Origin of the sequence: Furfurilactobacillus curtus, from assembly GCF_045862785.1 — a bacterium.
GTDB lineage: Bacteria > Bacillota > Bacilli > Lactobacillales > Lactobacillaceae > Furfurilactobacillus > Furfurilactobacillus curtus.
The window spans coordinates 71,500-86,283 of the sequence record NZ_BQXO01000004.1 but is presented as its reverse complement, the minus strand read 5'-3'; the positions used below and the strand labels follow the sequence as shown (position 1 = coordinate 86,283).

Below are 14,784 nucleotides of genomic sequence, written 5' to 3'. Positions count from 1 at the left end.
TCAAAGAGCGGGTGGGAGCTATCATGGATGGAAATGTGCACATTTACGCAAGAACGGGACGTCAGTCGAATTGACTGACGTCCCGTTCTTGTGTATTGATAGTAGTTTACTTTTGTCTTGAACTTTTCGGCGCGATAGCTTAATTAATCAAGGCTTGGCTCTTGCCAGTTTGGATCTGGCCAATATTCCAATCCTAACGCGCTAATGATTGCTAGGATAGCGAAACTAATGAACAATAATTGATATTGTTTGTTTGTAATAATGGGTGTACTGAACACATTTAGAACACGATAACGCAAGTAATGGGCTGGATGTCCATTGATCGAACGCTCAGTTAGTGGCAGATAGGGACTAGCTGTCGTCGGCAGGCTGAAGGAATGATCCGTATAGTTGGTAATTTTTAACGTATAATGCCCAGGATCTTGCAGTGTGTTTGCCAACCCTGCATCGATATCATCGGCCGACCATTGATAGAGCGTGTGACCATTCAATTGCAGTCCGACGGACAGTTTATCGGACTGATTTGTGACCTCTGGTAGCGTTAACTGACTGAATGGTCGATTGGCGACAACTGGTTGAACGATCGAGTGATGTGGTTTGATGGTTAACAAATCTCGTTGGGCGTAGTTAGAAACAAGTTGCGAACTAACCACTTGTGTTTGCGTCACAGCGGTTTCAACGAGCGGTTGACGATTATGATGATCTGCATAGCCTAAACCAATTGCAAAGATGAGCAAGACGACAATGCCGGTCCATGTACGACCACGCTCGCCATAAGCTGGATGAGCAAAGAACTGTCGCAATAGATCACTGATATCATGTAAGCCGGTTGCCGCCATCATGAAGAGTAGTGGTAATGTCATGTACGCAAAGTGCGGATCAACTGTCCAGAAGATCGTATGCATAGTGTAAATGCCAAGCACAATTAATTCGTAAAACAAGACTTGATTGCGTCTTGGAGAGAGCATTTCAAATAGCGAGCCAATCAAAAGGGCACCAAGCACCGTAATATAAATGATCTGGGTGAGGTTAATTGCCAAAAATTGGAGCTTGTTTTTGTGTACCTGATAGAATGTTGGTTGTTTGAAAAATTGATCTGGTGATTGGAACATGGTTAAATTTCCAGTTGACCACATATTCATTGTCTTCTGATATCCTTGCTTAACCACGCCCCAAACACCTAATTCTGTCAGGCGTTGGTGAGCTAATCTTTGGGTTGCCCGTTGGTTGGCTTTGGGTGAATTTCCACTCATTTGTTTAGCGTCAGTTTCAGTGAACTGTCCACCACTATCTGCATTTAACCCCATGACTGCCCAACTCGCGGTCGGGAGTTTTTTACTTTGATTGAGGCGATAACCATAGTCAGTTTGCACGACGTGACTGACGCCAACACCAGCAAACCAGATCACTAAGAAGACGGCAAGTCCAGCCAGTCCGCGGATCACAGAGGTGCGATTAATCCTAGCAGCTAGGCACCAATATAGAAAGATGGCAATTGGAACAATTAACAGATTTGGTTTGACTAGATAGCCTAAAGTAAAGGTTAGTGCCATCCATCCAGCATAGGTCATCTTGCCGATGGGATCGTGACGGGCAAAATAACGGTTGAGTAAGATAATCATCATCAGCGGGATCACGACAGCGATGCTATCGACATAAAAGGTTAGCGCAAACCAATAAAATGGTGCAAAGCTAGCAGCAAGTAAGGCAAACATAGCCGCCGAACTGGTGGCTACGTAACGTTTGATCAGACGCCAGCTCATGATCAAGGTGAAATCAATGAGGATAAAGTTTACGATGTTGAGCAGATAACCGACCGCTAGCGTTGATTTGACATGAAATAGTTGAATTAACCAAGCTAAAACAATGGTCAGGTTGACATTATGTGGATACCAAGTGAAATAATTAAACCAGTGGCGAGAGCCATTAGCCAAGTTCATGGCTTGCAGACGAATTAAGGCGGGGTCGTTAGAACCAATTCCGACAAAGCTAAACGCCATATATCCTTGAATGACAATTGCAACGACTAAAATGACGAGACTGATCCAATTCGACCAACGATTGGATAGCCGTCCAAGCCACAAGTTAATCACGACCATGAAGACACCGACCGTTAAGGACATGAAAAATAAACTGGAGGGTAGTAGCCATAATGCACCACTAACATCACCAGTTTGGCGAGCAAGCGCGGTGAAAAAAATAATGCCAAAAACAATTGCGGTGATGGCAGCTACCGCTCGACGCAATGCAAGTTGAATGACAAGCCCCTCCTTTAAAAAGTGAGTTTAAACTGTTTTCGTTAAACTCGTTTTGTTGTCGGTATTAAGTTCATTTTACTCATCCTTAGTGGCGAATGCTACCGCTCAAGGTGCGAAAAGAAAATTAGTGGATGCTTTGAATCGCGTTACGATTTACGTGTTAGCAAAGTTGTTAGTAGGTGTTGCAACTGATTACCAATGGGGGCTGGCAATGATTGGCTGAGTTTTAGAGCCTGACTCGTATAAGTTTGAACTTGTTGTTCAGCCTCCTGTGGTCCGTCTAGTGCGATAATTTTATTGTTAATCGTGATAACATCTTGGTCAGTTAAGTTGGTTGGGTGAGCAAGCGCGCTTTCAAACCAATCCGGTTCCTTACGACTAGCAAGTAGTAATGGTAGTGTGTAGACGCCTTGTCGTAAATCATGGCGAACGGGCTTGGAGGCGGCCGTGGGGTCAGCAATAATATCTAAAATATCATCGCGTATCTGATAAGCCATTCCTAGTGACAGACCGATTGATTCAGCGGCCGTTTGCGTTGCTTTATCGCCATGACTTAGGGCAACACCCATGCCGGCGGCAAACGAGAATAAACGGGCAGTTTTGCCTTCAATTTCATTCAAATAAGCCCTGATTGTGGCATCGGTATGAAAGTTCAGCGCCAATTGATCTAGCTCACCGACTAAAATTGTCCGCATAATATCATTAGCCGTTTGGATTTGCTCGCGGGTTTCCGCCGCTTTTAAAATTTCAGTGAAGTAGCTGGTAAATAGAAAGTCTCCGGCATAAATGGCCGTTCGGTTTCCGGTGACAATTTGCAGTGCTGGCTGACCGTGGCGTTGGTCAGCATTATCGAGAACATCATCATGGATCAAGGTCGCAGTATGTAATAATTCAATGGCGGCAGCGGCCGAACGCAATCGTTTGGGATCAGCCGCTTGACCCAGCTGGGCGAACATATAGAAGAATCCAGGCCGCAGCAATTTACCACCAGAGCTAATCAGGTTTTTCATTCGGTTATCGATCGCGGGATTACCCGACTTGATTAAGGTTGGCAAATAGGCGATCAGATCTTGAAGTTGTGCGTTGATTGTTGGAAATCGTTGCCAAAGAGACGAAGCCATATGCAATTGGTCCTCTTCTTTCTCAATTGGGTCACAAGAAAAGTGCCGTGACACCAGTAGTTATCTGTTTTATGCTACAAGAAGTGAATTAAGCTTGTCAATGTAAGCCCCTCGACGAATTGACCAAGGACCTTATGTGGCAAAAGTAAAAACTGCAGAGAGTTGGTTAAGTATATATGAAACCAAAAGTTTTTTTAGAATTTGTCGAAATTCAATCCATGGTAGCGAGCATTTTGCCATTCATTATAGGGCTGTTGTATGTCTGGTACAACGCGCGCGCATTCCATTTGGGCGTTAGTTTGCTACTTTTTGTAGTGATTGAGCTCATGCATATGGCGGTTAATGCTAATGACAATATTCAAGATTTTATCTATGCGAAAGATGAGCAAACATTTAAAAAGATCACTAATGTTGTCGGACACTACCAAATTTCCGTACGATTAGCCGTCGAAATCATCCTTGGACTAAGCAGCATAGCTGCTATTTTGGGGCTAGTGGTTACAAAGCTAACATGGGGGGCGACTAGCGGCTGGTTTTTGACCTTGGGGATAATTGGATATGTCGTTGGTTATTTTTACGCTGGCGGCCCTTTACCCATTTCACACACGCCGTTTGGCGAGGTCTTTTCCGGGGTGACCATGGGGTATTTAATCATGTTGGCCACAGTTTACGTCAATCTGGCACCGCAGCACGCGTTGACATGGACAATGGCCGGTCACGTCTTTTTAGCTTCGGGATTAGCGGTTTTTGCAATTAGTAATATTATGCTGGCTAATAATTTGTGTGACGTGGAAGAAGACCGACTTAATGGGCGCAAGACAATCGTTGTATTGTTGGGACAACGATTCATGTTGCTCATCTGGTGGCTGAGCTACGGCCTCGGCTACCTCATGCTCGTGGCCAGTGTCGTAGTTGGATTATTGCCGAAGCTAACGCTCTTAGCCTTACTTTCGTTTCCGTTAGTTTGGCGGAATAATTTGCGTTTTAGTGCAGTTATGATCAAGTCTAAAAGTTTTGTCTATGCTATTAAAAATTCCGTCATTTTGACCGTTTCTTTTGCATTAGCGATGGGTATTGGTATTTTATTCAATGTGTAAATGGTAAAAGTTAATTTTTTGTTGGATGCTGGTTTGGTCGCCACCGCTCTTTCTACGAATGTGGTTAAATAAAAGCAACTATCATGAAGGGTTGAATTCAGTGGCCAAAAAAAAGCGACAATTTAAATTAAAACGGACGTGGAAGCGTTGGCGGCGGCAATTGAAACGTTTTTTCCTTTATCGTGGGCATCTCCGCTGGTTCAATACAGGATTGGTTCTTTTTGGAACTGTCATCATCGTCTTGACCGTGACCGGAGTGGGTCAAAAAATTTTGACACCCCCGACGAAGCCAGCGCCACAGCAAACCACGGCGCAGGCCCGTCGCACCTTTATTCGGCGGGTTGCACCGTACGCACAGTCTTTGCAGCAACGGACGAAAGTGCTGGCCAGTCTGCAAATTGCGCAAGCAATTCTAGAGTCTGATTGGGGCACATCCACGTTATCAAAAACGTATCACAATTATTTTGGCGTAAAGGCCGGTAGCAACGAACCAGGCGTCGTCTTGAGCACGCAAGAATTTGTCGATGACCATTATGAAACGGTTAATGCACGGTTCCGAACTTATCCCAATTGGCAGGCATCTTTTACGGCTCATGCACAGTTATTTGTTAATGGCGTGGATTGGAATCCAAATAAGTATGCAGACGTTTTAGCCGCGACTAATTATCATGATGGCGCGATTGCGTTGCAAAAGGATGGGTATGCAACAGATCCTGCTTATACCGCGAAAATCATCGCCATTATTGAAAAATATCGACTAGACCGTTATGACCAACCGACATAAATGGCTTCGGCTTCAAACGTGGACCTAGTTGCTAGGTAATAATCGACAAGAGGACCGATCAGAAACGGTCGGATCAGACAAGGGCATCTCGTCTGAGTGCATCCGAATTTTAAGCGGGTAACTTGTCAATTGCTTACATATCACCTACACTAAGTGCGAAAAACAGGAGGAGATACATTTTGGCAGAGCAAGCGCTTTATCCAGGACATACGTTAGGGATCATTGGCAACAGTTCAAATGGACCGCTGTTGGTCAACGCTGCACGTCGCGTTGGGCTCAACGTGGCAACATTTACATCTGAATCTAACAGCGAAATTGCAAGTTTAGCCGATGCCGTTTTTATTGGCGCTTTTTCAGATCGGCAACGCTTGCAGGCGTTTGCCGAAAACTGTGACGTCGTGACCTATGAATCAGAGCATGTTCCTGCCAGCGTCATTGAATTTATCAGTCAGTTTACCCGCGTGCCACAAGGGGCAGAAACACTGACGATGATGCAAGATCGTTCTTTGGAACGCGCCTTTTTTGAAAGTTTAAACATCAACATCCCGCCGTATGCAACGGTGGTTGAGTTAGATGATATTTATGTTTCAGCTGCGGCTATCGGCTATCCAGCTGTTTTAAAGCCACTTCAAAAGGGGATCGAGACCGAGCAACAATTGACCTTGCGCTCACAAGCTGATGCACCTTTGGCTGCGGATATGTTACAGCAAGGCCCGCATATTTTAGAAGCTACGATTCCCAAGGCCCAAGAAATTTCGGTTCTTGTTGCCAAAGGGTATCCGCAAGTTAATCAACTGGACGATCAAATCCAAGTGTTTCCAATCATTGAAACTAATTATCAACAAGGGCGGCTGTTACGTGCACTGGCGCCAGCACGTTTGTCAGCTGATGTTACTGCGGAGATCAAACGTATGACGGTCAATATTGCGACGCATCTTCACTACTACGGAGTATTTCAACTGAGCTTTCTGCTCACTGAAACGGGCAATTTATTCTTGCGGGATTTAGTGCCCGCCATGGATCGGTCGGGGTTAGTATTTGATAAAGGGGCCACCCAAACCATGTTCGAAGTGCATTTACACGCGGTTGCGGGGCTACCATTAGCTGCTCCAACTCAGTATGCGGCCACCGTATTGGCTTCCTTCGACGATGATCAACTCGAAGCCATTCGTACGCAATGGTTGCTGAAAGCGACTTGGGAATTTGTCTTTTACCATAAGAGTGGTCGACAAATTTCACCGGCGGCTGGGCATGTGTTAATTCAAGCGCCGACCGTGCAAGATGCGTTGAATCAGTTGTCAGCGACGACAATTTGGGATCCGGCGCGGCCGGTTCCGCCAACGCCGAGTCGAATTGAACGAAATCAGGCATTATAAGTGTTCATAACAGTCAAAACGTTCCAACTATTCAGAGTGCGGAGCGTTTTAATTTTGGCAAAAATCAATGATACTAGTGTTGAGTTCGCTGGATGTGGGCCGGTAAGATGGCGAAACGTATGTTCGTGATGATGGTTTGCTTGGCGTGAATTTGGTATACTTAACCTACTGATTTTTAATGAGAGGGAGACAAAATTCGTGAGTGCAAGCACATTATTAGCAGGGTTAAATGACAAACAAAAAGAAGCGGTGCAGACAACGGCGGGCCCGTTATTAATTATGGCGGGTGCCGGGTCAGGAAAGACGCGGGTACTAACGCATCGGGTTGCCTATCTGATCGAAGAAAAAAATGTGATGCCTTGGCGAATCTTAGCGATCACATTCACGAATAAGGCGGCTCGAGAAATGCGTGAACGAGTAGGGCAATTGCTTGGCGAGAGTGGTGAAGCCGTATGGGTGTCTACATTCCATGCTCTTTGTGTGCGAATTTTGCGTCGCGATATTGATCGCTTGGGCTACAACAAAGCATTTACGATCACTGATACTGGCGAACAGCGAACCTTGGTTAAACGTATTTTACGTGAGCAAAATATTGATCCCAAGCAGTATGATCCCCGGTCGCTATTAGCGGCAATTTCCAATGCTAAAAATGAATTGCAAACGGCCGCGGATTACGCACAGGCGGCGAACACACCATTCGAAAAAATTGCGGCGACCGTTTACGATAATTACCAACGTGAATTAAAAGCTAATCAAGCGTTAGATTTCGATGATTTAATTATGTTAACCATTGAATTATTTGAAAAGGCCCCAGACGTTCTAACCTTTTATCAAGAGCGGTTTGAATATATTCATGTGGATGAATATCAAGATACTAACGACGCGCAATATAAATTAGTTAGCCAATTAGCTGGTAAATACAAAAACCTATGTGTTGTGGGTGACGCCGATCAGAGTATTTATGGCTGGCGTGGTGCCAACATGAATAATATCTTGGATTTTGAAAAAGATTATCCACAGGCTCATACGGTGATGCTTGAACAAAATTATCGTTCCACTCAGACTATTCTAAATGCGGCTAACAATGTGATCGAAAACAATGTATTGCGACGTAAAAAAGCATTATGGACAGATAATGGTGACGGCGAAAAAATTGCTTATTACCGGGCTCAAAGTGAACGTGACGAGGCCCATTATGTCATCAGCAAAATCGAACAGCAAATGCGCGACCACCATCGAGATTACGGTGATTTTGCGATTTTGTATCGCACAAATGCCCAATCGCGAACAATTGAAGATGCGTTAGTCAAAAGTAATATTCCGTACAATATGGTTGGTGGACACAAGTTCTACGATCGCAAGGAAATTCGCGACATTTTGGCGTATTTAACCCTAGTCGTGAATCCGGAAGATAACTTGAGTTTTGAACGAATTATTAATGAACCTAAACGTGGTTTGGGTAGTGGTTCCATTGAAAAATTACGGGCTTTCGCTAACGAAAATTCGTGGTCGTTATTGGCAGCCGCGCAAAACGTTACCATTGCCAACGGAATTCCAGCAAGAGCACGTAATGCATTTGAAGAATTTGGCCGATCAATGGCTGATTTTGCTAAAATGCGCGAATTTGTTAGCGTCACGGATTTGACCGAACAGCTTTTGGATAAAACCGGTTACTTGCCAGCATTAAAGGCGACGCATTCTTTAGAAGACGACACCCGGGTTGAGAACTTAGAAGAGTTCTTGTCCGTGACTAAGCAATTTGACGATAACTACGAGCCGAGTACAGTGCTACCGACCGACATGGAAGCAGTCAACGAACCGATTCCAGAGGGTAGTGGCGATAAGTTCGTTGACTTTTTGGCAGATCTGGCATTAGTTTCTGATTTAGATGACGTTGATGATGATAACGGTGCAGTTACTTTAATGACTTTACACGCCGCTAAGGGGCTTGAATTTCCAGTGGTCTTCTTAATGGGGCTTGAAGAAGGCATCTTTCCACTTTCAAGGGCAATCATGGAAAATGATGAACTTGAAGAGGAACGGCGACTTGCCTACGTGGGAATTACCCGTGCTAAGGAGAAATTGTATTTAACAAATGCATTTTCTAGATTGCTGTACGGCCGTACGCAAACTAATCCAGCCTCACGCTTTATTGACGAAATTAATCCAGAATTATTAGCTAGTGAAAATCAAAGCGCCGGTAGTTTGACATCATCCCGGTTGAAGACGCCATTTGATCGCCGAACAGAAGGTGGCCTTTCGACGGCGTACCGACGACAACCAGTTGGTACGAAAGCCACCAAAGTCGATCGCGCTCAGGGCACGGGGGCTGATAAAGTGAGTTGGACAGCTGGTGATAAAGTTACCCATAAAAAGTGGGGCGAAGGAACGGTTGTCAAGGTAAGCGGTGAGGGCGAGGGGGCCGAGTTAGACATCGCTTTTCCGCAAGAAGGGGTCAAGCGGCTATTAGCCGCCTTTGCACCGATTACGAGAGTAACTAAATAAGTTGGACAAAGGAGCAGACGCAATGGCAGATCAACCAGTATCGGACATGAATGTTCAAAACGCTAATGAAGTGGCTAGTCAGTTACGCGATCAGCTAAATTTGTGGCGACAACAATACTATGTTGCCGACTCACCCACAGTGGAAGACCATACTTACGATATGGCTTATCAAAGGTTACTAGACCTAGAAGCTGCTTTTCCCGAAATCGTGACGCCTGACTCCCCCACCCAACAGGTAGGTGATGTCACGTTACCAGGCTTTAGTAAGGTCACACATGCCATCCCAATGCTCTCGATGGGGGACGTGTTCTCCGTTGGTGAGCTTGCCGAATTCGACCAACGTACCAAAAAGAGTCTCGGCCAAGATGAAATGTCTTACAATTGTGAGCTTAAGATTGATGGTTTGGCAATCTCCTTAGTGTACGAAAACGGGCGATTTGTTCAGGGATCAACCCGCGGAGATGGTCGAATTGGCGAGGACATCACAGAAAATTTACGAACGGTGGCATCCATTCCAATGACGTTACCCGAGCCGTTATCAATTGAAGTTCGTGGTGAATGTTATATGCCAAAAGTTGCGTTTGCCAAATTAAATGAACGTCAAGAGGCCGAAGGAAAGACGCCCTTTGCAAATCCGCGTAATGCGGCGGCCGGATCATTGCGCCAATTAGACACACGCGTGACAAAGGCCCGTGAGTTGGCGACTTTTATCTACTACACGCCTGATTTTGGTGCACTGGGTGTTACGACACAAAGTGAAGCACTGAAACGTTATGAGGCCCTCGGATTCAGCGTTAATCCGCATGCGCAAGTTTGCCATAATATGGCGGAAATCCAAAATTACATTGATGAATATACAACTCAGCGAGAAAGCCTAAGTTACGGTATCGACGGCATTGTCGTTAAAGTCGATCCCGTTGATCAACAAGACGAATTAGGCAATACAGTCAAGGTGCCACGATGGGAAATTGCTTACAAATTCCCACCAGATGAGCAACAGACGACTATTCGGGAGATCGAATGGACAGTGGGGCGCACTGGCATTGTGACACCAACGGCGATTATGGATCCAGTACAGTTAGCAGGAACTACTGTGGCTAGAGCCTCGCTGCATAATCCGGATTATTTAAATGAAAAAGGGGTGCGCTTAGGAGATACGGTGACCCTGCACAAGGCTGGTGACATTATTCCAGAAGTTGGCGAAGTCATCGTCAGTAAACGGCCGGCCGATAGTCAACCGTATCCAATCCCAACTGAATGTCCCTCTTGTGGCCGTGAGCTCGTACATGTGGACGAAGAAGTTGCGTTGCGGTGCATCAATCCGAGCTGTCCGGCTCAAGTGACAGAAGGTTTGATCCATTTTGCGTCTCGTGATGCCATGAACATCGACGGATTGGGACCGGCGATTGTGACCCAATTGCTGGAACAACAACTTTTAACGGATGTCGCCGGTTTGTATCGACTTAAATTCGAAGATTTGTTAACTTTAAATAAATTTGGCGAAAAATCGGCTCATAATCTGTTGACAGCGATTGATAATAGCCGCAATAATTCGTTGGAGCGGTTATTGTTTGGCTTGGGCATTCGCCATTTAGGTGCAAAAGCGGCCCAACAGGTTGCTGCCCACTTTCACACCTTGGCAGCAGTCATGGCAGCGACGCCTGCTCAGATTGCGGAAATCGATGGCATGGGTTTAGTCATCGGTGACGCGGTTAGCCAATATTTTCACACGGCTGCGGCAAAAGCGCTGGTTGACGAATTAACGGCTGTCGGGGTGAACCTGACGTATACTGGTGTTGACCAACGTCAAGCAGCTGATGATCCCTTTTTTGGTGGTAAACGGGTCGTCTTAACGGGTAAATTAACTCAGTTTACTCGCTCAGAAGCAACAGCGTGGTTGACCAATCATGGTGCTACGGTGGTTGGCAGTGTTTCAAAGAAAACGGACTTAGTGATTGTAGGGACCGATGCAGGTAGCAAGTTAACAAAAGCGCAGACATTAGGCATCACGGTGTGGGATGAAGCACAATTTGTTAAAACCATGTCTGCTGATCCAGATTGATCGAAATGAAGAGGAGACTGAAACGGTGAAAAAGGTTCGCATTTTGGTGGCATTGTTGTCGACCATGATGGTGCTTGCTGCGTGTGGCAATATTAATACGACGCAACAATCTCCATCAACCACGAATAAAAAAAAGACACAAACGACTGGTCAGACCGATAGTGGGAATTATCAAGGGGTCATTACCAATGGTCATTATCTGACCAGCAAATCGCGGGGGGTGACCAATGATCAGGATGCTAACCAACTCAATTTAAAGAGTTTTGAAAACGGACTTTTGAACGTTTCCAAGAAGCAATTCAAACCAAGCAAGTATGTCTTTCAAGAAGGACAGTACTTGTCTTCAGGCACAGTGACTGACTGGTTGGGGCGAAAATCAAAGGATAATCCGGATGGATTGAACCCAGTGGATAATGGGCAAAAGGACGCCGATAAGCGTAATCCGTTATATTTACAGGCGATTGAAGAGCAAGACTACATGACCCAGAATGGGAATGATTTGAAGTTGGGTGGCATTACAATCGGAATCGGCCTTAATTCTGTGGACTATTACACGAAGGAAAAGTACGGGGCGCAATATTCGACCAAAATTTCCGATGAGCAGATGAAAACACAGGGTCGTGAAATTGCTGCCAAGGTGCTCAAACGTTTGCGCCGGACAAAAGGTGTTGGTGCAGATACGCCGATTGTGATTGCCCTATACAAGCAGGCGCCAGATGACAGCTTAGTTGGCGGCACATTCTTTAGTTACGATGTTAGCGATGGGAACGCGCTTGGCAATTGGCAAGCGATTAATCAGCGCAATGTTGTATTTCCTTCGGCTGGTGGCACTAGCGAGTCCGGCACCAGCAATGATGAAAGTAACTTTGAAAACTTTAAAACGCAGGTCCAAAATTTCTTTCCTAACCTAAGCGGGGTTACCGCACAGGCACAGTATCAAGATAATAATCTAGCCGGGATGAACGTCACGATTACAACCCAGTTCTATAGTGAAACGGAAATTATTAGTTTCACGGAATATTTAGCTCAAGTGGCACCGAAATATTTACCAGCAGGTGTACCGATTGATATAACAGTGCAATCCACTGATGGCGTACAATCATTTTTGAGTCGAGATGCAGGACAGCGCAAATTTACCACGCATGTCTTTGGTTCATATTAAGTTGGTTTATTCGGATTGGGTATCTAACGGGTAATCAACAGATAATTTAGAGCGTGGGACATAAGTCGGTCAGCGATTTATGTTCCGCGCTTTTTAAATGGAATTTAGTTGATACTTTTGTCTCAGACACGATGCTGGTAATAAGAAAATAATGAGATTAGGCGTTTGGCTTTTCTTTTATCTGAAAATGGTTAGAATTGATTCGAGTTTCAAAAATAGCCAAATTAATTTGGGGTAAAGAAAAATGGGAAGCAAAGCACGGACAAAATTGTCGGCCGCTGGACTGCTGGTCACGCTCGGAATTGTTTATGGAGATATTGGGACTTCACCACTGTATGTTATGAAGACCATTTTGACCGATAACGGTGGACTGACGACGGCCAGTCGGGAATTAATCGTTGGCAGTATTTCACTGATTTTTTGGACTGTCATGTTATTGACAACCGTTAAATACGTTCTGATCGCTTTGAATGCGACAAATCATGGGGAAGGCGGTATCTTTGCCCTTTACACGCTGGTTCGACGTCAGGCTAAATGGCTTATTTTTCCGGCCTTGATTGGTGGTGCGGCTTTATTAGCAGATGGGATGCTCACACCGGCTGTAACGGTCACCACGTCAATTGAAGGGTTAAAAGGGATCGTCTTTCATCACTTTGAACCAGTTCACGACCAAACTGACGTCATTATCATCACGATTGTTATTCTTTCGCTGTTATTCGTTATTCAACGATTTGGGACAAAAGCAATTGGTCATGCCTTTGGTCCCATCATGACGATTTGGTTCACCTTCATTGGAGCAGTGGGCTTCATCAATGTGCTACCAGATCTGAGTATGTTTAAAGCCCTGAACCCCTATTATGCGGTCACAATTTTAACTAGTCCTGATAACAAAGTGGGCGTTTTTATTTTGGGTAGCGTCTTTCTAGCCACTACTGGGGCGGAAGCGTTGTATTCGGACATTGGTCATGTCGGCAAGGCAAATATTGACGGCAGTTGGCCATATGTCTTCGTTTGTTTAATGCTGAACTATCTGGGGCAAGGCGCTTGGGTGCTCAACAACGTCAATAACACACTGTATGCCAAGATGGTTGACTTTAACCCATTTTTTGAAATGTTGCCGGGAGATTGGCGTTTTATTGGCATTGTGCTGGCGACACTGGCCGCAATCATTGCTTCGCAGGCTTTGATTACTGGCTCGTACACGTTGGTAGCTGAAGCGGTTCGATTAAAACTATTGCCACGCTTAAAAATCAGTTATCCAACGATTAAGCAGGGACAAATTTATGTCCCAATGGTCAATGGTATTCTGTGGATCGCTTGTATTGGCATTGTCCTATACTTTCGCACGTCAGCGCACATGGAAGCCGCTTATGGATTGGCGATTACAGTGACGATGTTGATGACGACACTCTTGTTGTATCAATATTTGCGGCTTCGTCACACAAATGTTGTCTTAGCGTGGACCATGGTGTTATTTTTCGGTACTTTAGAGAGCCTGTTCTTCTTAGCTTCGATGGTTAAGTTTGTTCACGGTGGGTATGTAACCGCGCTCTTAGCAGGTCTGATTTTGCTAGTGATGTACATCTGGTATTACGGTAATAAGATTCGTGATCGTGATGAATTCGAATCCGCCTACGTTGATTTAGACGATTACACGGATCAATTGCAGGCGTTGAGCCATGACGAGAACTATCCGACGTTTGCGACAAATCTGGTTTATATGGCAAAGGTGCGTCCAGGTCATTTAATTAAACGGGAGATGTTGTATTCAATTTTGGATAAACGGCCTAAACGGGCGCAAGCTTATTGGTTTGTGACAGTTAATGTGACTGATGACCCTTATACGGCTAAATATGATGTGGATATGCTTGGTACGAACAACGTGATCAATGTTCAGCTATATTTGGGCTTTCGGCGTGAGCAACGGGTTAACGTGTATCTGCGGGCGATTGTTCAAGAATTGATTGAAAGTGGTGACTTACCCGCCCAACCGCAGCAATATACGATGATGAAAGATCGCAATGTTGGTGACTTTAGCTTTGTCGTCATTCAGGAAGAAATTTCGCCAGAGACCCGCATTAAACCGTTTGATAAGTTAATGATTCAAGCTCGCGTTCGCTTACAAAATCTGACCGGTTCTCCTGCTTCATGGTTCGGGTTGGAATTCGCCGATGTCGTTGTCGAACACGTGCCCCTAATTTTGGGGCGGCGACGACGGCCAATCTTGCGACGGATTAAACACAATCTTGCGCCTGATTCGAACAGTGGAATGGCTCCAACGGGAAGTCGGGAATTAAAGAAATAACTAGACTGATGGCAAGTGGCAACTACGGTTTGTCATCAGGAAATAATTTTAAGTTTCAAAAGGCGACCATTTCCGTGCAAAGGAATCGGTGGCCTTTTGTGATTTCATCGAAAA

9 protein-coding genes are annotated in these 14,784 nt (G+C 45.1%); 7 read left to right on the top strand and 2 right to left on the bottom strand.

Annotation, left to right across the window (positions count from 1 at the left end):
- Window positions 1-143: 143 nt before the first annotated feature.
- Window positions 144-2,246, bottom strand: coding sequence for a hypothetical protein (locus ACKTR2_RS07640; protein ID WP_407884157.1), 2,103 nt, complete (start codon window positions 2,244-2,246; stop codon window positions 144-146).
- Between the two features lie 158 nt (window positions 2,247-2,404).
- Window positions 2,405-3,379: a polyprenyl synthetase family protein gene (locus ACKTR2_RS07635; protein WP_407884155.1), complete on the bottom strand. Its 975-nt coding sequence runs from the start codon at window positions 3,377-3,379 to the stop codon at window positions 2,405-2,407.
- Between the two features lie 176 nt (window positions 3,380-3,555).
- Between ACKTR2_RS07635 and ACKTR2_RS07630 the strand changes: the two genes are divergently transcribed.
- From ACKTR2_RS07630 to ACKTR2_RS07600, 7 genes are all read left to right on the top strand, one after another.
- The gene (locus ACKTR2_RS07630) at window positions 3,556-4,476 is read left to right on the top strand and encodes a UbiA family prenyltransferase (protein ID WP_407884153.1); all 921 of its coding nucleotides are present in this window, start codon (window positions 3,556-3,558) and stop codon (window positions 4,474-4,476) included.
- A gap of 100 nt (window positions 4,477-4,576) precedes the next feature.
- Entirely contained in the window at window positions 4,577-5,260 is a 684-nt protein-coding gene (locus ACKTR2_RS07625) for a glycoside hydrolase family 73 protein (protein ID WP_407884152.1), read from the top strand.
- 179 nt (window positions 5,261-5,439) lie between these two features.
- Window positions 5,440-6,636 carry an ATP-grasp domain-containing protein gene (locus tag ACKTR2_RS07620; RefSeq protein WP_407884150.1) on the top strand — a complete coding sequence of 399 codons (1,197 nt, stop codon included), beginning with the start codon at window positions 5,440-5,442 and terminating at the stop codon, window positions 6,634-6,636.
- A 198-nt stretch (window positions 6,637-6,834) separates the two neighbouring features.
- On the top strand, window positions 6,835-9,141 hold the full coding sequence (gene pcrA / locus ACKTR2_RS07615; protein WP_407884148.1) for a DNA helicase PcrA: 2,307 nt from the start codon (window positions 6,835-6,837) through the stop codon (window positions 9,139-9,141).
- Between the two features lie 22 nt (window positions 9,142-9,163).
- The gene (gene ligA / locus ACKTR2_RS07610; RefSeq protein ID WP_407884146.1) at window positions 9,164-11,203 is read left to right on the top strand and encodes an NAD-dependent DNA ligase LigA; all 2,040 of its coding nucleotides are present in this window, start codon (window positions 9,164-9,166) and stop codon (window positions 11,201-11,203) included.
- Window positions 11,204-11,228: 25 nt separating this feature from the next.
- The gene (locus ACKTR2_RS07605) at window positions 11,229-12,365 is read left to right on the top strand and encodes a CamS family sex pheromone protein (RefSeq protein WP_407884144.1); all 1,137 of its coding nucleotides are present in this window, start codon (window positions 11,229-11,231) and stop codon (window positions 12,363-12,365) included.
- Window positions 12,366-12,609: 244 nt separating this feature from the next.
- Window positions 12,610-14,670, top strand: a complete 2,061-nt coding sequence (locus ACKTR2_RS07600; protein ID WP_407884142.1) for a KUP/HAK/KT family potassium transporter — start codon at window positions 12,610-12,612, stop codon at window positions 14,668-14,670.
- The last annotated feature ends 114 nt before the right edge of the window (window positions 14,671-14,784 follow it).

Coding starts and splice junctions, on each gene's coding strand:
- ligA (WP_407884146.1), top strand. CDS start 9,164: ATGGCAGATCAACCAGTATCGGACATGAATGTTCAAAACGCTAATGAA.
- ACKTR2_RS07600 (WP_407884142.1), top strand. CDS start 12,610: ATGGGAAGCAAAGCACGGACAAAATTGTCGGCCGCTGGACTGCTGGTC.
- ACKTR2_RS07630 (WP_407884153.1), top strand. CDS start 3,556: ATGAAACCAAAAGTTTTTTTAGAATTTGTCGAAATTCAATCCATGGTA.
- ACKTR2_RS07635 (WP_407884155.1), bottom strand. CDS start 3,379: ATGGCTTCGTCTCTTTGGCAACGATTTCCAACAATCAACGCACAACTT.